The organism is Rhodococcus globerulus, assembly GCF_019334125.1.
GTDB lineage: Bacteria > Actinomycetota > Actinomycetes > Mycobacteriales > Mycobacteriaceae > Rhodococcus_F > Rhodococcus_F globerula.
In genome coordinates, this window is sequence record NZ_CP079698.1 from 2,448,243 (window position 1) to 2,467,907 (window position 19,665).

Below are 19,665 nucleotides of genomic sequence, written 5' to 3' on the forward strand. Positions count from 1 at the left end.
GGCGCGGTCAGTCCTCGACGAGCAGATCGAGATATTCGGGATGCTCGCCGAGGTATCGCTGCACGTACGAGCACACCGGGCGAACCGACCACTCACGTTCGCGGGCGCAATCCATCGAGAACTGCACCAATACGGCTGCCATTCCCTGGCCGCCGTACTCTTCCTTGACGACGGTATGCATGTACGCCACCACATCGCCGGCTTCGTCGCCGCACCCGAGGATCTCGTCTTCGTCGCGGTAGCCGAGGATGCCGACCAGTTCGTCGCCCGCGAGCAGTTCGAACCGTTCATGTGACGGGTTGTCGATCAGCGTGATGTCGGTGTTATTCATGGCGGAGTTGTTCATGGTGGAAACCTCCACTGCTGCACGCACGGTACCCAAACTGTGATCCATGACACTCATAGAAACAGTTGCCGACGACGCTGTCCCGGGATCGCCCAATTTTCGCACCGAGAACGACCCCACCGCAATCGCACCCGAGATTTTCTTTCGGTACTGAGATACAGTCGCCCGGTGCCGTTGTGAGCGCACGCGCACAAAATTTCATACAACCACCACGGGGGCTCGCACCAGCGGGCTGAGAGGACGGCTAGGGCCGTCGACCGGATGAACCTGACCGGGTAATGCCGGCGTAGGGAGCGCATTAATGCACGAGAAGTCTGTCAAAAAGACTGTCCCCAACAAGGCTGTCCACGGCGTGGCAGCTGTGACTACCGGCCCGATCGAGGGCAGCAGCAAGCACTATCTCGAATCGGATTCGCTCCGGATCCCGCTTCGACGCGTCACCCTCACCACTGGTGAGCATCTGGATCTGTACGACACGTCAGGTCCGTACACCGATACCGCCGCCACGATCGATCTCGACCGCGGCCTCCCCAGAACGCGTGACGCGTGGGAGCGGAGTGCACGAGATTCGACACAATTGGAATGCGCCAGAGCCGGCGCGATCACCCCGGAGATGCGCTATTGCGCTGTCCGAGAGGGCGTTACCGCGGAACTCATTCGATCCGAGGTAGCCAGAGGCCGGGCCGTGATCCCGGCCAACCATCGACACGGCGAACTGGAACCGATGATCATCGGCAAGAAGTTTGCCGTGAAGATCAATGCAAACATCGGAAACTCCGCCGTAACATCTTCTGTGGCAGAGGAAGTCGAGAAGATGGTGTGGGCGATCCGGTGGGGCGCCGACACCATCATGGACCTGTCGACCGGCAAGGACATCCATCTCACCCGTGAGTGGATTCTGCGCAACTCACCCGTTCCGGTTGGCACGGTTCCGATCTATCAGGCACTGGAGAAGGTCAACGGTGACCCCACCGCCCTGACGTGGAAGATCTACCGCGACACGGTAATCGAGCAGTGTGAGCAGGGTGTGGACTACATGACCGTCCACGCGGGTGTGCGAATCGGCTACATCGCTCTGACCGCCAACCGAGTGACGGGAATCGTTTCTCGCGGCGGCGCAATCATGGCCGCGTGGTGCATGCACCATCGCCAGGAGTCGTTCCTGTACACCCACTTCGACGAACTGTGCGAGATCCTGCGGCGTTACGACGTCACGTTCTCCCTCGGTGACGGTCTTCGCCCCGGTTCGATCGCCGACGCGAACGACGCCGCGCAATTCGCGGAGTTGCGCACACTGGGCGAGCTCACCCAGATCGCGAAAGCCGCGGGCGTCCAGGTCATGATCGAGGGTCCGGGACACGTTCCCATGGACAAGATCGAAGAGAACGTCCGCCTCGAGGAAGAACTGTGCGACGAGGCGCCGTTCTACACACTCGGACCGCTCGCGACGGACATCGCGCCTGCCTATGACCACATAACGTCGGCCATCGGAGCAGCGATGATCGCGCGGGCCGGAACCGCGATGCTCTGTTACGTCACCCCCAAAGAGCACCTCGGCCTGCCCAACCGCGACGACGTGAAAACCGGGGTGATCACGTACAAGATTGCCGCGCACGCTGCGGACCTCGCCAAGGGACACCCCAATGCTCAGGCCCGGGACGACGCACTGTCCAAGGCGCGCTTCGAGTTTCGTTGGCTGGATCAGTTCGCGTTGTCGCTCGATCCGGATACGGCACGAGAATTCCACGACGAGACGCTTCCGGCCGAGCCCGCCAAGACTGCGCATTTCTGTTCGATGTGCGGTCCGAAATTCTGCTCGATGCGGATCTCGGCGGACGTCCGTCAGTACGCGGACCTCCTGGAAACCGAACCTGCCCGGACCGAACTGGGGTTTCCCCAGGTCCGATCGGTAGGCTCTCCGACGTGAACCTGCTTCCCCTGACGCCCTCCGGCCAGACGCCGATTCGTGCCCTTACCATTGCCGGCACCGATTCCGGCGGCGGCGCCGGCATCCAAGCCGACTCCCGCACGATGGCAATGTGCGGCGTCCACGCGTGCGTGGCCGTTGCGGCCGTCACCGTGCAGAATTCGGTGGGCGTCAGCGGTTTCCACGAGATTCCGCCGCAGGTTGTCGCCGATCAGGTGCGGACTGTGGTCTCGGATATCGGCATCGGCGCCGCCAAGACAGGCATGCTGGCGTCGACAACCATCATCGAAGCGGTAGCTGCGGTTGCCGCGGAGGTGGGGATCGGCCGCGACCGGCCGATCCCGCTTGTCGTCGACCCCGTGTGTGCGTCGATGCACGGCGATCCTCTCCTGCACGCGGAAGCGCTCGACGCTGTCCGCAACGTCCTTATCCCCGCCGCAACTGTTGTGACACCGAACCTCGACGAAATTCGGTTGATCACCGGCATCGACGTCGAGGACGACGCCACCGCACGCCGCGCTGCCGAGGCCCTTCACGGTTTGGGCGCTCAGTGGTCCATCGTGAAGGGTGGACACCTGCGCACCTCGGACATGAGCACCGACCTGTTGTTCGACGGTGACACTTTCCTCGAGTTCAGCAGTCCCCGCATCGCGACCGGCAACGATCACGGCGGCGGCGACACCCTGGCTGCTGCCATCACGTGCGCTCTGGCACACGGTTATTCGGTTCCCGACGCCGTCGCATTCGGCAAGGAATGGGTGACCAAGTGCCTCGAGGCGTCGTACGACCTCGGAGCCGGTCACGGCCCCGTGTCACCGTTGTGGCGGCTCGAAATGTAGGAGTATCAGGCCTGCCACACGCGCCAGATACCCAGATCCTGCGGTACTCCGTTCGGCGTCGTCGCAAAGAATCCGCGGCGCCACGGACGGATCTCCAGGTTCAGCTCTTCGAGGGTTCCCGGCGCAAGTTCTTCGAGAGTTGCCGCAGACATCATGACGTTGCCGTCGCCGCCCAATCCCATCATCCGGGCGGCGATGGTGACGTCGACACCCAACCAGTCGTCGCCCAGTTGCCGGGGTGTTCCGGTGTGGAGGCCGACGCGCATCTTGGGCCGATAGCCGTCGAGGTTGACCTGCGCCAGGGCTTCCTGCGCCGCGAAGACCGCGGCCACTGCCGCGTCTGGGCTGGTGAACACTGCCATGAGTCCGTCGCCCATCCGTTTCACGACGTGACCGTAGCGATCCGTGATGGGTGTTTCGACAGCTTGCGCGACCGCCCGCAGGAGCGCGAGCGTCGCCCCGTCGCCGGCGTGGAGCGACCACGTGGAGAAACCGACGAGGTCCGTGAAGACGATAGTCAGTTCCTGATCACCACGGCCTCGGCCCATCTTCTCGAGGGCCGCCTGCCACACCTGCAACGCGCCGAGGCTCATTTCCCTGGTAGCGGCCGGTTTGTGGTCGAGAAAACGATCGGCGACGCGTGCCACCGCCCGTGCGCCGCCAGGCCCCGACAGGGAGAGCGGGTCGCCGAACCCCGGGTCGCCCGGAAGCAACCGACGTACACGTCGTAGCGCCTCGATGAGCTGCTGATGTCCGTTCAGATCCGACGCGGTGTTGAGCACCGATCCGATGACCGAGCGGACGCCGGAAGGAGCGGCATCGCGCACGTCACCGGGTACTTCGCTCGGGATCGGATCGCTCATTACTCGAGAGTAACCTAGAGCTGCTCACCGCGCGCCTCATGATCACCGGGTTCGAGCCAAGGTTCTGGCCTCGCCTACCGGAACTCCGTTGAGGCCCCCGATATCCTGCGCATACGTTGCCACCGCAAACGCCACCGCGGCGGAATTCGCGGCGAGTGCGTCCCGATCGATGTTGTCGAGATTGTCCAAGGCGGTGTGATAATTCGGATCGAAACTCACGCCGGGCTCGCCGCCCCATTTCAACGCCTGCTCGACGGTTTTCAGCTCCTCGGCTCCGCTGAACACGCCGCCTGCCGGAATTCCGATCTCGATGAACGGGCCGTAGTCAGATCGTCCGTCGAAGTCGGTTCCCTCTGCCGGAATTCCGCGACCGCCGAGATAGTCGACAAAGGTGCGTTCGATACCGGCGGAGCCTTCCGGGCCAGGACCTTCGCCGAGACCATCCGAATTGTCACCGTCGTAGACCAGATATCCGGGGTTGGGCGAGCCGAGCATGTCGAAATTCAGATACAGCGCGATGGCCGCTTGTTCCTCCGGGCTGAGCCCGGCAACGTACTCGGTCGAGCCGACGAGGCCAAGTTCCTCGGCGCCCCAGAACGCAAACCGCACCGCGTTGGTGATGTCCGGCGAACTACCGAGCTGCAGCGCCGTCTCCAGAATGGCCGCGCTGCCACTGCCGTTGTCGTTGATACCTGGCCCCTCGGGAACGCTGTCCAGGTGAGCGCCCACCATGACAACGTCGCTGCTTGATCCGGTCTTCGTCTGCGCGATGACGTTGCGCGAGCGTGTTGTGGTGGTGACCGTGTCCAGCACCAGAGTGACGTCACCGCCCTCTGAGGCAAGCTGTTGCCCCGACGACAGGCTGATGCCTCCCGTGGGAATCCGCGCAATATCCGGATCGCCCAAGGTTCCGCCGCCCAACATCGCGTCTTCGTTGTTGACCACCAACAGTGCAGCGGCGCCCTGATCTGCTGCGATGGTCTGCTTGGCGCCGAACTGGCACACCCCGCGGGTGACGAGGACGATAGCTCCCGCAGCATCGAGCCCGTCGTAGTCGGAGGCTTCACAACCTGGTGTCTCGTCTGCGGGTACCGACACGACGCGTGCGGTGATCCCGTCCGGTCCGGTGGACGTCGAGTAGGTCAATGCGCGGACCGGAAAGTCGACTCCGCCTGAGGAGGTCAACAGCTCGGTTCCCGGGTCGAAGGAGCTGAACGCGAACTCCGGGGTTTCCACGTCGAAACCATTGTCTTCGAGCAGGTTTGCGACGTAGTCGACGCTGGCGTCGTACCCCGGGGTTTCAGTGGAACGAGTATTACCGTTGGCAGCTGCGATCTTGCCGAACTGATCGAGATGGCCCATGACCGCGTCGACGGTGACCGTCCCCGAGAAGGCCTGCGGTTCGATCAGTGCCGTGTCTGCGGGCCTGGCCCCGGCCGAACATCCACCAAGCACCAGAACCCCGGCTATGCCGATTGCCAACGCGTGATGGAGTCTCATGCGCGAAAGAGTAACCGCGGGAGCCGATAAGGAAACGGCAGTGCGCCCTTATCAACCGCGGGCGGTCGACAAGGGCGCACAGTGTCAGGCGTCGAGGTCAGGCGTCGAGGTCAGGCGTCGCGGCGATTCACCAGGACAATGCTGATGCCGAAGATGACCAGCACGAACACCGCGAAGTAGATCAGGCTGCCCCACGGTCCCCAGTGGAAATCGCCGGTCGTCATTTCAGGGCTGAGGAAGTGGTTTGCGTTGTTGAAAGGCAGGAACGGCATGATCTTCTCGCCGAAGCTGCCGAACAGTGAAAAGAGGCTCTCGATGAGCAGTGGCCACAGCAGCAGCAAGGCGATCGCGCCGGCCGACTGACGAATGATCGCACCGACACCCACGGCTAGTACGACGCAGAAGAACGCGTAGATCGGGATGCCGTACATCGCGCGCCAGTCAGAGCTGCTCGACAGCGTCAAGCCGACGCTGGCGTCGGCACCGGCCAAGACCTTGGCCATCGCGTAGGCACCGAATGCCAGAACGAAGGTCAGGACTGCCCCGAATCCACCGATCAGGCCGGCTTTGGCGGCGAGAACCGATGCCCGATTGGGCACTGCCTGGAATGTGGTGCGAATCGTTCCGAAGCGGTACTCACTGGTGATCGCGAGTGCCGCCATGATCATGAGGACCATGATTCCGAAGCCCGAGATTCCGGCGGTGGCAAGTGCCGCGTCGAGTTCGGGGGCGCCTTGGGCGTCCGACGTCAGCGCAGACTTGGCTACCGTGCCCATGATGGCGGCAAATCCGAGAGCGAGAACAACGATGATGACCGAGCACCAGAGTGGCGATTTGGTCGTGGTGATCTTGATGCGTTCAGCACTGAGAACAGCCATTACAGTGCACCTCCCATGACATTCTGGTGAGCGTTCGGTTGCGCGACGGCGGGGCCTGTGACCCCGGTCGCGTGGTACTGGACATCGTCGCCGGTGAGCTTCATGAAGGCATCCTCGAGCGAACCACGCTGAGAAGCCAATTCGTGCAGCACAATTCCCTGCGCACCAGCCAAGTTACCCACGATTTCGGTGGTGGAATCGACAACGACCAGAGCGGGAACAACACTCGAACCGTCTTCGCGCACCGTCAATCCCTGCGACGTCAACACGCTGCGCAATGCATCGAGCTGAGGACTACGCACTCGAACCGTCGACTCGGACGAACGATCGACGAACTCGGCGACAGTCGAGTCCGAGATCAGTCGACCTCGACCGATGACAACCAATTGTTCCGCGGTCAAAGCCATTTCCGACAGCAAGTGGCTCGACACCAGCACGGTGCGTCCCTCGGCAGCCAGTCGCTGCATGAACTTACGGATCCAGACGATGCCCTCCGGATCGAGACCGTTGACGGGCTCGTCGAACAGGAGCACCTTCGGGTCACCCAGCAGCGCACCGGCCAGGCCGAGACGCTGAGACATACCGAGCGAGAACCCGCCGGCCTTCTTGCCCGCAACCTCGGACAGCCCCACGAGGCCGAGAACCTCGTCTACCCGAGACTTCGGAATCCCGTTCGACGCGGCCATCCACTGCAGGTGCGCCCTGGCGCTGCGGTTCGGATGAACCCACTTCGCGTCGAGCAAAGCGCCGACGGTACGCAACGGATCCTTGAGCTCGCGGTACGACTTGCCTTCGATCAGCGCCTCACCCGACGTCGGGCGATCCAACCCCAGGATCATCCGCATCGTCGTCGACTTGCCGGCACCGTTGGGTCCGAGGAACCCGGTGACGATGCCGGGGCGGACGGTGAACGTCAGATCGTCCACCGCCTTGGTCGGTCCGTAAACCTTGGTCAATCCCCTCAGTTCAATCATGAGCAGAACTCTGCCTGATCCGGCACCGCCTGCACATCGGTCGCAGGTCTAGTTCGACGTGGTACCCAGGTAGGACGTGGACCCCGGGAACCACCCCGAGAAGACCCCTAGGAGGATGCCTGCGCCCAGAATCGTTTCGGGATCCGGCCGGCGTGCCTGGCCTCGAAACCGGCAACGACGGCATGACGCATCGCCGACGCCATGAGCGCGGGATTCTTGGCCCTGGTGACCGCCGTTGCGAGAAGCACTGCGTCGCAGCCCAGCTCCATGGCAAGTGTTGCGTCGCTGGCCGTTCCGATTCCGGCGTCGAGAATGACCGGCACGCCTGCGCGTTCGACGATCATCTCGATGTTGTGCGGGTTCGCGATGCCCAGCCCGGTCCCGATGGGCGAACCGAGCGGCATGACCGCCGCGCAACCGACCTCTTCGAGCCGAAGCGCCAGAACCGGATCGTCCGTCGTGTACGGCAGCACGGTAAATCCGTCGTCGACCAATTGTTCTGCAGCGGAGACAAGTTCGATGGCGTCGGGCAGCAGGGTTCGCTCGTCGGCGATGACTTCGAGTTTCACCCAACTGGTCTCGAGCGCCTCACGTGCCAGCTGCGCCGTCAACACCGCTTCGGCCGCGCCGCGGCATCCGGCCGTGTTCGGTAGTGGTTCGATTCCGAGGCGCCGAAGCAGATCCAGCACGCCGGTACCGCCGGCAGCGTCGACGCGTCGCATCGCGACAGTGGTCAGTTCGGTGCCGGACGCGACCAGCGCTTCCTCGAGAACTGCGAGGTTGGCAGCGCCGCCCGTGCCGGTGATGAGCCGTGAGCCGAACGTACGGCCCGCGATAGTCAGGAGATCGTGTTCAGCCACCCTGCACCGCCGTGAGGATCTCGATTTCCCAACCACGCGAGACGGATTCGTCCCAGCGCCCACGCGGGAAGAGTGCACCGTCGACGGCGACGGCAATTCCCTTGCTTGGCAGTTCGAGGTGTGTCAGAAGTTCGGTCACCGTGACGGCTCGATCGAATTCGAGTTCTTCGCCGTTGACGGTGATCCCGATCGGGACCTGCTCACTCATGAATTTTCCTTCACTGCTGCGAACCGCTGGGGTTCGGTTCCTTTGACCTCGACCAATGATGTGCCGTTCAACAACGCGAGTGTCGCGTCTGCGGTGACCGGAGTCAGGAGCACACCGTTCCTGCCGTGCCCGGTAGAGATGACAACACGCTCCGAGACCCGCCCGATCAGCGGTAGATTGTCCGGCGTCATCGGACGCAAGCCGGCCGCGCACTCGTAGAGTTCGTATTCACCGATCGCCGGCATGAGCGCTTCGGCGTCGTTGATCAGGTCTCGCACACCGGCCATGGTGACCTGCGTGTCCTCGCCCGATTCGTATTGTGTTGCACCGACCACGATTCCGTCGCCGCGCGGCACGAGGTACGCGGGTCGGCCGTGGACGCTGCCGCGGATGGTTCGACTGGGCGCCGGCGTCACTCCCGGCCGGCTGCGCAAACGCAGGATCTCCCCTTTGACCGGCCGAACGGGTAATCCTGGCCACAGCTTCGGTGAGGTGATTCCCGCGCTCAGCACGATCTGATCGGTAGCGAGTTCCGCGAGATCGTGGACAGCGCGGTTGATCAATTCGACGCCCGACGCCACACACGCGGCCTGCAGAGCGGCCAGCAACACACGATTGTCGACAGCGGATTCACCGACAGCCATGAGCCCCGAGCGAATGCCGCGGCCGAGCATCGGTTCGAGTTCACGGATCTGCGCTCGGCCGAGGATCTGTAGTTCGTGCCCCTGCGCGCTGACCCATTCCGCGATGGTCGCCAGGTCCTGGGCGTCGGCGCTGTCGAGAGCGACGGTGAGTGAACTGTCGGTGGTGAACACCGACGGTCCGAACTTCTGCAGGTGCGCGCCGAAATCCGGCCACCGCTCCAACGAGGCTGCGCCGACGGTCAATGCCGTTTCCTCACCTGGCCATCCTTCGGACAGCGGGGCGAGCATTCCACCGGCGACCCAGGATGCGCCGGTTCCGATCGCCGGGTCGTACAGCTGTACTGCCCATCCGTCGCGCGCTGCGTACCAGGCAATGGACAGTCCGATGACTCCCCCGCCGACCACCGCAACCGAGCGTGCGTGCGTGCTCATGACAAATTCCACCCTTTTCTTCCTGCGCCGGCATGATCCGGGTCAGGTCTGACGGTCGGGATCTTTGCCGCGATCCCCTCTCAGCCCCACGAACTTTGCCTTCGCGACAAATGCGACAGCACAGTTTCGGGACTCCCGTGTCGAACCTTGCTTCCTAGAGGCTACCGTTTGCTTCGTGCACCCCACACATCCCAGTAACCTCTTCGACCGGCGCGAGCGCCTGGCAGCAGCACGGCTGTACCTGTGCACCGACGCACGTCGCGACAAAGGCGACCTTGCACAGTTCGCGGAAGCCGCGTTGTCCGGTGGCGTCGACATCATTCAGCTCCGGGACAAGGGCTCCGCAGGCGAGCGCGAGTTCGGGCCGCTCGAAGCCAAGGACGAGCTGATCGCGCTTGGCGTTCTCTCGGCTGCCGCGAGGCGTCACGGCGCACTCCTGGCCGTCAACGACCGCGCCGACCTGGCTATGGCGTCAGGCGCCGATGTGTTGCACCTGGGTCAGAATGACATCCCCGTCCCCTACGCGCGGACGGTTGTCGGCGACGACGTTGTCATCGGCCGTTCCACGAGCTCACGCGCGCAGGCAAGTTTGGCTGCAATCGAAGAGGGCGTCGACTACTTCTGCACCGGCCCCGTCTGGGCGACACCGACCAAGCCGAACCGCAGCGCGGCCGGCTTGGATCTGGTCCGCTCGACTGCCGATGCAACGCCGACGCGCCCCTGGTTTGCGATCGGCGGCATCGACGAGGCGCGCGTTCCGGAGGTCATCGAAGCCGGAGCCACCCGAATTGTCGTCGTTCGTGCGATCACGGAAGCCGCGGATCCGCAGGCAGCCGCGCGCCGCCTCGCCGACATGATGGTGTTCTAGTTACCTTCCAGTTCAGCTCGCGGCCAGCTGCAAGTTCCGGACTGGTCAACTTGTCCAGTTCGACAAGAAACAAGCTGCACGATTGTCCGTTAACCAGCCCGAATGATCCCAATTAGTGATTTTGGTCACAGATCTGTCCATTGGTCCCGCGTTCAGCACTCTCCTGATATAGCTTACCTTCAGCTAACAATTCGAATTTAGGAGTTTTCATGGGATCGATCGACACCGCCTCGCTGAGCACCGCTTCACTCGAAGACTTGAACCTCGGCAAGATCAGCGAACTGCTCAAGCTCGGCATCACCGCCGTTTCCTTCATCACCGCGCTGAACACGCTCAGCTGAGCGCCGTTTCGGCTGGCTGCGGACCCTTCGTTCGCGTTGCCGCCCGCGCCGAAACTACAACGAAAAGGGTCGGGCTCTGACGAGTCCGACCCTTCTTGTATTTCTCGGGAGTGTCTTACGCCTGAGCGCGAGAAGTCGTCCTACGCCTGGGCGCGAGATGCCTCCGAGGCGTCTTGTAGAGAATCCGCACTACCCGACGTCCAACCGAATCGTCCGTCCGGCAATACAACAGTCCGGGCACCGCCCTGATCCGTTCCCTCGTCCGCCGGAACCACGGACGTTCGCAAACTCGGCCAGGCCGAATGAAATCCTGGATGTAGCGGCAGGCTCTCGACGTCGTCCTCGCGCACCCACCGCAATTCGGTGCTCTCACCGTTCGCGACCGTCTCGAGTGGACTTTCGACGTCTGCAACCACCGTCGTATAGGTCCATCCGCTCTCTGCGCGCATCGTGACGACGTCTCCCCGCACACGCACCGACGACTCGTCGATTCCGGCTTCTTCGTGTGCTTCTCGAACTGCCGCATGCGTTGTGTTTTCGTGCGAGTCACGCGCGCCACCCGGCAAAGCCCAGGTTCCGCCCTGATGGCTCCACGCCGCACGATGCTGGAGCAGCACCATCGGAGTTCCGTCTACGTCAGGGGCACGCAACAACAATCCGGCGGCGCCGTGACGCCCCCAATGCCGAGTTCCGTCCGATCCGACCGACCAACCGTCACCGTCACCACGCATCGACTACCTCGCCCTGCCTTTAAATTCGCCACTATCCTGCCCCACACTAACCCGTTCAATCTGCCCTCGGTGCGGACCATACTTATATGCTCGCGAAGAGGCCGCAATCCAGTGATCCTCCAGCCCGAGTGCAGAGAGTGAGAGGTGTTCGATGGTCAGCCGCGTGACACCCTCCCTCGAGCCTCGCACCGCACCCGCTCCGCCTGACGAGGACCCGGTGGATACAGCCGCCTCCAGGCCGATGATCCAGAGCGAACTTCGCGATTTCATGACGTCGACCCCCGGGCGCCTCACCGCTGTCGGGATAGTCCTGATCTTGCTCACCCTGGCGGCGGGATTCCTGGCCGCCGCGACTATCGAGAACCGTCAAGCGCGCCTGGGCAACGTCCTGACGGAAACCGAACCGCTTGCCAACTCCGCTCAGAATCTCTACAGCGCACTGTCGGTTGCCGACGCGGCCGCAGCCACCGCGTTCATCTGGGGCGGACTGGAACCGCCGGCGGTGCGCGACCGCTATACACAGTCGATCGGCGAGGCGTCGGCAGAAATAGTGAACGCGTCCGCCGGACTCGACACTGTGGACATGGCCGGCCAAGCCGCCCTCACCTCCATCTCGACCGACCTCACTGTGTACACCGGGCTGATCGAGACGGCGCGTGCCAACAATCGCGTCGGAAACCCCGTGGGCGCCGCGTATCTCGGCGAGGCGTCGAATCTGATGCAAACGTCCTTGCTTCCCACGGCTCAGCACCTGCATTCCGCACAAGAAGCGCAGGTCACCAAGGTTCAGAATGATTTTGTCCGCCCACCGTGGTGGCCGATCATCGCATTTGCACTGGCATTGTCCATGCTCATCGCAGTCCAGATCCGCATCGCGCAACACAGCCGTCGACGCTTCAATCTCGGATTGATCCTCGCCTCGATAGCTGTTGCTGCAGCGCTGATCTGGCTGTTGACGGTCGGGTTGATCTCGGCGATCACCACCACCCGCGCGCTCGACGCGGGAGCGGGTCCGCTGCACGAGTTGACCGAGGCCCGCATCATGGCCCAGCAAGCGCGAACAGTTGAGACTCTGGGTTTGGCCCAGCGTGATTCCGACGGCGACGAGACCGACATCTTCATCAACAAGGTGAGCAACGTCGACGCCATTCTCCGTGAGCTGCAAGGCAATGGGCGGTCGGGAGTTGATACCGCCGTGCTCACGCAGGCGATCGACGCCCGTGATCAATGGGTGGCGGCGCACGATCGGATGGCTCTGCGCCTCGGCGTCGGAGATTTCACGGGAGCTGCGAACATCGCCGTCGGATCGGGTGCGGAAGATTCCGCTGCCGAGTACCGCGCGCTCGACGACGCCTTGTGGAAAGCGATAACGGATTCCCGTGAGAGCCTTCGCGCCGACATCTCACACGCCTCGCGTGTGTTGTCAGCGTCGGCTCCGGGAGTGACGATGCTGGCCATACTTGGCGTTGTCGGTATCGCCGCCGGATTCTGGCCACGGCTGCGGGAGTATCAGTGAGCGGCAGAGGAAAAGCGCGTGCGCTGGTTGCGGCAGGTGCGGCCGCGCTGTTCCTGGTTGCGTGCGGCGGCCAACCCGGCGAGGAGCTCATCTCGTCCACCACCACGCCATACACGCAGCCGCCGCTACCTGCTGAAGCGACCATCGCGCCCAGCCCTACGCCGACAACGTCGGCCGACTGTGGAGATCCGACGGCCAGCCTGCGTCCGGTCCCGTCCGACGCAAATCCTCGCCCGCCGCAGCCGAGCGTCGACAAGATTCGCGAACGTGGCCGCCTCATCGTCGGACTCGATACCGGCAGCAACCTCATGAGCTTCCGCGATCCCGCAACCGGACGCCTCGAGGGTTTCGACGTCGACATCGCCCGTGAAGTTGCCCGCGATATCCTCGGCGATCCCGAGAAGATCGAATACCGAATCCTGACATCCGACGAGCGAATCGAAGCCCTGCAGGATTCCACCGTGGACATCGTCGTCAAGACCATGTCCATCACCTGCGAGCGGCGGGAGAAGATCGAGTTCTCCAGTGAATACTTCACTGCGCGCCAACGCATTCTGGTCGTCCGGGGATCCGATATTCGCAATATCGACGACCTGGCCGATAAACGGGTCTGTGTCGCGAACGGGACGACGTCACTGAGCCGCATCCAGAAACTACAACCCGCTGCCACGGTTGTCACTGTCCCGATGTGGTCGGATTGCCTTGTGGTACTTCAACAAGGGCAGGTCGACGCCATCAGCACCGACGACACCATTCTTGCCGGACTTGCCTCGCAGGACCCGTATCTCGACATGGTCGGAAGTTCGTTGGGCACCGAACCGTACGGGATCGGCATCAACGCGGGCAACACCGATCTAGTCCGATTCGTGAACGGCACCCTGGACCGGATCCGCACCGACGGCACCTGGAACTCTCTCTACGACCGTTGGCTCACCATGCTCGGACCGACTCCTGGTCCCCCACCTGCCGCGTATCGGGATTGAGGCGGTCATGACAGAATCTCGAGATCCGAAGGACGAGGATCAGAACGGCGGGGATCGGAACGGCGAGCCCGATCATGCTGCCACACAGGCGGCGCCACGATTCGAGCCGGATTTCACCGCGGCCACTGCCCGCCCCGAGCAGACATCCGCACAGTTACGTGAGTCCGTGCCATCCTCCGTGTCGACGCCGACGGGCCGGTCCACTCGTTCCCGCCGCTCGCGCTCGACACGCAAACTCCGTCTGGGCGGCGGTCTGGTCGAGGTTCCCCCGGTTCCCCACGTAGACCCGGCGTCGGCGGTGATGAGCGATGCGACGGTTCCCGAACGCAAACGTTTCTGTTGGAAGTGCGGAGAACCGGTGGGCCGCAAGGCGGCAGGCACGTCCGCGCGCCAGAGTGGTGTGTGCCCCAAGTGCGGTTCGACTTTCGACTTCCGTCCGCTGCTCGAAGAAGGCGAACTGGTTTCCGGTCAGTACGAGGTGCAGGGGCCGATAGCTCACGGTGGCCTCGGGTGGATCTATCTCGCGATCGACCGCAATGTCAGCGACCGCTGGGTAGTTCTGAAGGGACTCTTACACTTCGGTGATTCCGAGGCACAGGCCGTCGCGGTTGCCGAACGGCAGTTCCTCGCAGAAGTAGCGCATCCCAGCATCGTCAAGATCTTCAACTTCGTCGAGCACCCTCGCCCCGACGGGACCCCCATGGGCTACATCGTCATGGAATACGTCGGTGGGCGATCGCTCCGAGAAGTACTCGCCACGTTCCCCGACGGCCGTCACATGCCGATCGAGCAGGCCATCGGGTATGTACTGGAGATCCTTCCCGCCCTGAGTTATCTGCACTCCACCGGCTTGGCGTACAACGACCTCAAACCCGAGAACGTCATGGTCACCGAGGACCAGTTGAAACTCATCGACCTTGGCGCCGTGTCGGGAATCGAAGATTTCGGATACCTGTACGGCACAGCGGGTTACCAGGCCCCCGAGATCATCGAGACCGGGCCGACGGTTGCGTCCGACATCTACACCGTCGGCCGTACACTTGCCGTGCTCACTCTCGACATGCCCTCCAAACACGGCCGTTACCTCGACGGTCTTCCCGATCCTGCCGACGAGCCGGTGCTGAGCGAGTACGAGTTCTTCCACCGGTTGCTTCTGCGCGCCACCGATCCGGATCCGAAGAAACGATTCCAGTCTGCGGACGAGATCGGCGGCCAACTTGTCGGTGTTCTCCACGAGGTACTGGCGCACCAGAGCGGCCAGGAAAACCCGGGACTCTCACTCGTATTCAGTAGACAACGAACCTCTTTCGGCACCGACGATCTGGTTGCGCAGACCGACGTGTACGTCGACGGCAATTCCCGCGACAGCGGTCTCGATCCACTCGAGGTTGCGCATGCACTCCCCATCCCCTTGGTCGACCCCACCGATCCGAGTGCACCGTTGCTGGCCGCGGCCGTCCACAGTGAGCCGTCCCAGACCCTCGACGCACTCCGACGCGCCCGTGAGGGTGGGATCGATCGGGTTGCCTCAGCAACCGAGGCGGCGTTTTCCGGGGAGTTCCGACTGGCTGAAGCCAAAGCGCACCTGGACCTGAGTGATCCCGAAGCCGCGCAGAAGATACTCGACGACCTGCATTCCACCATCGGCGACCATTGGAAGATCGAGTGGTACCGCGGGCTGGTGGGATTGCAGCAGAGCGCATTCGAATCGGCTTTCACCCATTTCGAATCGGTTCTCACGGCTTTGCCCGGCGAGTTGGCGCCTAAACTCGCACTGGCCGCAACTGCCGAATTGGTACTGCAACAATGGGATTCCGAGGATCCTGATCAATGGTGCCGCTTCGCCGGTAAGTACTACCGCACGGTGTGGCGGACCGACCACAACTACGTCAGCGCGGCATTCGGGTTGGCACGCCAACTTGCCGAACGCGGCGACACCGGTGCCGCGGTCACGGCGCTGGACGAGGTCCCCACCAGCTCACGCCATTACAACGTTGCCCGCATGACCAGCGTGCTGACGATGCTCTCGCGCACCGAGATAGCAAACCTCGACGAGGCAACTCTCCGAGAGGCTGCCAGACGCGTCCGCGCCCTGCCGGCCGACGAGGGTCGCTGCCTGCAGATGCGGACCCTGGTACTGGGCACGGCACTGGACTGGATCAGGGCCGGAAACCGAGCGCACGACGAACTCGAACCCATCCTCGATCTGCCCTTCACCGAGCGCGGTTTGCGCACGGGTGCCGAAATGTGTCTTCGGACGCTGGCCCGTACCACCCTCTCCCGAACGCATCGCTATGCTCTGGTCGACCTCGCGAACAGCGTTCGGCCGCACAGTAATTTCTGATCACGAAGCGGGCAGTGCGAGATTTACCGGAGTTCGGAAACCAGCGCCTGCGCCGCGCGCGCGATCGCCAATTCCTCGTTGGTGGGGATCACCAGCACCTCCACGGCCGACGAGGATGCAGAGATACGACGCTCGTCGCGACTCTTCGTCTCGTTGAGTACTGCGTCGACCTCGATGCCCAGACGCCTCAGGCCCGCGAGGCTGTCACGGCGGACGTCGATGTTGTTCTCCCCAACTCCTCCGGTGAAAGTGATGACGTCGACACCGCCCAGTTGAACGATGAAGGCGCCGATGTACTTTCGCAGCATGTGGATGTAGACGTCGTAGGCGAGCATCGCGTGCTGGTCGCCGGTGGCGATCAGCTCGAGCAGTGCCCGGAAGTCGTTGACACCCGAGAGTCCCTTCAGCCCGGAGCGGCGGTTGAGAAGGTCGTCGATCTCGTCTACCTTCATGCCCGAGTTCCGGTTGAGGTGCAAGATGATGCCGGGGTCGATATCTCCGCTGCGGGTTCCCATGACCAGGCCCTCGAGCGGAGTGAGGCCCATCGTGGTGTCGATTGCCTTGCCACCCTTGATCGCCGACGCCGACGCACCGTTGCCCAGGTGCAGGACAATCTGATTCAGGTCTGCCGGATCCTTGCCCAGGAATGCGGCGACCCGGCCGGACACGTACTCGTGGGACGTACCGTGGAATCCGTACCGCCGAATCTGGTTGGCTTCGGCGACGTCCCGATCGATCGCGTACGTCGACGCGGCCGCCGGCAGTGTGTGGAAGAAGGCAGTGTCGAATACGGCGACGTGCGGTACGTCGGGCAATTCCTCGCGGGCCACCTCGATGCCGATCACGTTTGCCGGATTGTGCAGTGGCGCAAGGGTCGACAGGTCGGAGATGGCCTTGACAACAGAATCGTCGATCAGCGTCGGCGCGTAGAAGACGTTCCCGCCGTGTACTACCCGGTGCCCGACAGCGATGACGCCGGCCTCGCTCAGTGGCCGCCCCACTTCGGCGACAATCTCGAGAACCATCTTCAGTCCAGCGCGATGATCCGCAATGAGCAGGTTGCGGTCCGAGGTTCCGGTGCGGTGGTTGTAGACGATGTGGCCGTCCGATTCACCGATGCGCTCGATGAGTCCGTGTGCCACCAACTCCGCCGTATCCGGGTGTACGAGTTGAAATTTGATGGACGAGGAGCCGGAATTGATGACCAGTACGGTGCCGTCGCTCATGCTTACGCTCCCTGCGCCTGAATGGCCGTGATGGCCACCGTGTTGACAATGTCCTGAACCAGCGCGCCGCGCGAAAGATCGTTGACGGGTTTGTTCAACCCCTGCAGAACGGGGCCGACGGCAATCGCCCCGGCACTGCGTTGCACAGCCTTGTACGTGTTGTTGCCCGTGTTGAGGTCGGGGAATATGAACACGGTCGCCTTGCCTGCCACCAGTGAATCCGGCAATTTCTGGTCGGCCACGCTTTGCTCGACCGCGGCGTCGTACTGAATAGGACCTTCCACCAGCAGGTCAGGGCGTCGCTCGCGCACCAGGGCGGTTGCGGCACGAACCTTGTCGACGTCGGCGCCGGAACCCGAATCCCCGGTGGAGTACGAGAGCATCGCAACGCGCGGATCGATACCGAACTGGCTCGCAGTCTGCGCAGACGAGATAGCGATGTCCGCCAACTGCTGCGCGCTCGGATCCGGGACCACAGCGCAATCGCCGTACGCGAGAACACGATCCGCCAGGCACATCAGGAAGATGCTGGACACCGTCGACACACCCGGCGCCGTCTTGATGATCTCGAACGACGGCCGGATCGTATGCGCGGTGGTGTGCGCGGCACCGGAGACCATCCCGTCGGCAATTCCCAAGTGCACCATCATGGTTCCGAAGTACGAGATGTCCGCGATCACGTCGCGGGCCCGTTCGACGGTCATGCCCTTGTGGGCGCGAAGCGCGGCGTACTCCTGCGCAAATCGTTCCGTGTACTCGGACTGCGCCGGCGCCAGGATCCGAGCGGCACTGATGTCGACGCCCAGTTCACCGGCCCGTCGGCGCACGCTTGCCTCGTCACCGAGAATGGTCAGATCGGCAACCTGACGCTGCAGAACTCGGCCGGCGGCCCGCAGGATACGGTCGTCGCCACCTTCCGGCAGGACGATGTGCTTGCGGTTCTCGCGAGCGCGGTCGATCAGCTTGTACTCGAACATCTGCGGCGTCATGACCGACGGAATCGGTAATGCCATCCGGCCCAACAAGGTTGCGGCGTCGACGTGCTGTTCCATCAAACTCAACGCGGTGTCGACCTTACGCTGCGATCCGACGGCGACGCGGCCGCGCGTTTGCGCTGCGGCACTGGCGGTGTCGAAGGTTCCGAGCTTTGTCGTCAAGATCGGCAGACGCTGCTTGAGCCCGGCCATCAGTGCGGCGATCGCCGGGTGCGGGGTAATTCCACCGTTCATGATGATGCCGGCCAGCGAGGGAAATCCTTCTGCTTCATGCGCATTCATCAATGCCAACAGAACGTCGGAGCGATCACCGGGAGCGATCACCACCATTCCCTCGGCGAGCCGTTCGAGAATATGCTCGGCGGTCATCCCGCCCACCATCACCTTCAATGCCTCGCGGTGCAGCAATTCGGAATCGCCCGAATAGAATTCGCCACCGGTGGCCTCCATCAACTCTGCCATCGTGGGCGAGATGAGAAGCGGAATCTCCGGCAGGCTCCAGGTCGGAACACCCAATCCGGCCAATGCGGCATTCACGTCGTCGAGCGTGGCGGGATCACAGCGATTGGCAACCACCGCCAGCAAATGCGCGTGGTTCGAGGACAATTCGGACGCGCACAGTTGCGCCAGCTGAAGTATTTCCGGTGTGGTGCGACGAGCGCCCTTCAGCGCCAACAACACCGGGGCACCCAGATTCGCGGCAATTCGGGCGTTGAAACCCAACTCGCTGGGACTCGCGACATCCGTGTAATCGCTGCCGATGATCACCACGGCGTCGCTGCGCTCGGCCACCTCATGGTATTTCGCGACAATGTCCGCGAGCGCCGCCTCCGGATCTTCGTGCACCTGCTCGTACGTGACACCGAGAGCATCCTCGTACGACAAATCGGCTGTGGTGTGCTCGAGCAACAATTCGAGGATGTAGTCGGTCTCGGCAGTCGACCGGGCGATGGGGCGAAAGACGCCGACGCGGGCGACCGTCGCGCACAACATCTGCATCACGCCCAATGCAATGGTGGACTTCCCGGTATCACCTTCGGGAGAAGCAATGTAGACACTCGACACGGGTGCAGGCGCGCTGGACATGCCCCACAGCTTAGTGGGGCCACCCATCCAGCTTGCTCGAATGAGTGGTGACCGTCACCGAGAATCAGCCCACCGGTGGCACCGAGACAGACGAACGGTGCCTG

The 19,665-nt window shown here is 63.1% G+C and carries 18 protein-coding genes; 7 read left to right on the forward strand and 11 right to left on the reverse strand.

Annotated elements, in window-relative coordinates; all coding sequences use genetic code 11:
* Positions 1 to 7 precede the first annotated feature (7 nt).
* The gene (locus KYT97_RS11150) at positions 8 to 403 is read right to left on the reverse strand and encodes a GNAT family N-acetyltransferase (protein ID WP_371851292.1); all 396 of its coding nucleotides are present in this window, start codon (positions 401 to 403) and stop codon (positions 8 to 10) included.
* A 244-nt stretch (positions 404 to 647) separates the two neighbouring features.
* On the opposite strand from KYT97_RS11150, the gene thiC reads away from it, so the two are divergent.
* Positions 648 to 2,273, forward strand: coding sequence for a phosphomethylpyrimidine synthase ThiC (gene thiC, locus KYT97_RS11155; RefSeq protein WP_219112240.1), 1,626 nt, complete (start codon positions 648 to 650; stop codon positions 2,271 to 2,273).
* Positions 2,270 to 3,112 (forward strand): bifunctional hydroxymethylpyrimidine kinase/phosphomethylpyrimidine kinase, encoded by an 843-nt coding sequence (gene thiD, locus KYT97_RS11160; protein ID WP_092802335.1) that lies wholly within the window; start codon positions 2,270 to 2,272, stop codon positions 3,110 to 3,112. Before thiC ends, thiD begins: the two co-directional genes overlap by 4 nt.
* A gap of 5 nt (positions 3,113 to 3,117) precedes the next feature.
* Here the strand turns inward: thiD and KYT97_RS11165 are convergent, their stop codons facing one another.
* The 7 genes from KYT97_RS11165 to thiO all read right to left on the reverse strand — a co-directional run bounded on the left by KYT97_RS11165 (position 3,118) and on the right by thiO (position 9,471).
* On the reverse strand, positions 3,118 to 3,975 hold the full coding sequence (locus KYT97_RS11165) for an adenylate/guanylate cyclase domain-containing protein (protein WP_095886789.1): 858 nt from the start codon (positions 3,973 to 3,975) through the stop codon (positions 3,118 to 3,120).
* A gap of 42 nt (positions 3,976 to 4,017) precedes the next feature.
* Positions 4,018 to 5,475 (reverse strand): M28 family peptidase, encoded by a 1,458-nt coding sequence (locus KYT97_RS11170; protein WP_172936353.1) that lies wholly within the window; start codon positions 5,473 to 5,475, stop codon positions 4,018 to 4,020.
* 110 nt (positions 5,476 to 5,585) lie between these two features.
* On the reverse strand, positions 5,586 to 6,353 hold the full coding sequence (locus KYT97_RS11175) for an ABC transporter permease subunit (protein ID WP_033235609.1): 768 nt from the start codon (positions 6,351 to 6,353) through the stop codon (positions 5,586 to 5,588).
* Entirely contained in the window at positions 6,353 to 7,327 is a 975-nt protein-coding gene (locus KYT97_RS11180) for an ABC transporter ATP-binding protein (protein WP_033235610.1), read from the reverse strand. The genes KYT97_RS11175 and KYT97_RS11180 overlap by 1 nt, the downstream gene beginning before the upstream one ends.
* 107 nt (positions 7,328 to 7,434) lie before the next feature.
* Complete coding sequence (gene thiG, locus KYT97_RS11185) at positions 7,435 to 8,187, reverse strand: thiazole synthase (protein WP_033235611.1); 753 nt, start codon at positions 8,185 to 8,187, stop codon at positions 7,435 to 7,437.
* Positions 8,180 to 8,395, reverse strand: a complete 216-nt coding sequence (gene thiS / locus KYT97_RS11190; RefSeq protein WP_033235612.1) for a sulfur carrier protein ThiS — start codon at positions 8,393 to 8,395, stop codon at positions 8,180 to 8,182. Before thiS ends, thiG begins: the two co-directional genes overlap by 8 nt.
* Positions 8,392 to 9,471: a glycine oxidase ThiO gene (thiO, locus tag KYT97_RS11195; RefSeq protein ID WP_219112241.1), complete on the reverse strand. Its 1,080-nt coding sequence runs from the start codon at positions 9,469 to 9,471 to the stop codon at positions 8,392 to 8,394. Before thiO ends, thiS begins: the two co-directional genes overlap by 4 nt.
* A 175-nt stretch (positions 9,472 to 9,646) precedes the next feature.
* Between thiO and thiE the strand changes: the two genes are divergently transcribed.
* Together thiE and KYT97_RS31075 are read left to right on the forward strand one after the other, a co-directional pair.
* A complete protein-coding gene (gene thiE, locus KYT97_RS11200) occupies positions 9,647 to 10,339 on the forward strand; it encodes a thiamine phosphate synthase (protein WP_033235613.1) in 693 nt (230 codons plus the stop codon).
* A 209-nt stretch (positions 10,340 to 10,548) separates the two neighbouring features.
* Entirely contained in the window at positions 10,549 to 10,680 is a 132-nt protein-coding gene (locus KYT97_RS31075; RefSeq protein WP_255285215.1) for a hypothetical protein, read from the forward strand.
* 140 nt (positions 10,681 to 10,820) lie between these two features.
* Here the strand turns inward: KYT97_RS31075 and KYT97_RS11205 are convergent, their stop codons facing one another.
* On the reverse strand, positions 10,821 to 11,411 hold the full coding sequence (locus tag KYT97_RS11205; protein WP_045064023.1) for an NUDIX hydrolase: 591 nt from the start codon (positions 11,409 to 11,411) through the stop codon (positions 10,821 to 10,823).
* 151 nt (positions 11,412 to 11,562) lie between these two features.
* Between KYT97_RS11205 and KYT97_RS11210 the strand changes: the two genes are divergently transcribed.
* Genes KYT97_RS11210 through KYT97_RS11220 form a run of 3 tightly spaced genes read left to right on the forward strand, consistent with a single transcriptional unit; the run spans position 11,563 to position 16,254 of the window.
* A complete protein-coding gene (locus KYT97_RS11210) occupies positions 11,563 to 12,927 on the forward strand; it encodes a hypothetical protein (RefSeq protein ID WP_095886790.1) in 1,365 nt (454 codons plus the stop codon).
* 53 nt (positions 12,928 to 12,980) lie between these two features.
* Positions 12,981 to 13,910: a glutamate ABC transporter substrate-binding protein gene (locus KYT97_RS11215; RefSeq protein WP_245006161.1), complete on the forward strand. Its 930-nt coding sequence runs from the start codon at positions 12,981 to 12,983 to the stop codon at positions 13,908 to 13,910.
* A 7-nt stretch (positions 13,911 to 13,917) separates the two neighbouring features.
* On the forward strand, positions 13,918 to 16,254 hold the full coding sequence (locus KYT97_RS11220; RefSeq protein ID WP_219112242.1) for a serine/threonine-protein kinase: 2,337 nt from the start codon (positions 13,918 to 13,920) through the stop codon (positions 16,252 to 16,254).
* A gap of 23 nt (positions 16,255 to 16,277) precedes the next feature.
* Here the strand turns inward: KYT97_RS11220 and KYT97_RS11225 are convergent, their stop codons facing one another.
* Both KYT97_RS11225 and pta read right to left on the reverse strand, forming a co-directional pair.
* Positions 16,278 to 17,480, reverse strand: a complete 1,203-nt coding sequence (locus KYT97_RS11225) for an acetate kinase (RefSeq protein WP_095886792.1) — start codon at positions 17,478 to 17,480, stop codon at positions 16,278 to 16,280.
* Positions 17,481 to 17,482: 2 nt separating this feature from the next.
* A complete protein-coding gene (gene pta / locus KYT97_RS11230; protein ID WP_095887950.1) occupies positions 17,483 to 19,561 on the reverse strand; it encodes a phosphate acetyltransferase in 2,079 nt (692 codons plus the stop codon).
* Positions 19,562 to 19,665: the final 104 nt, after the last annotated feature.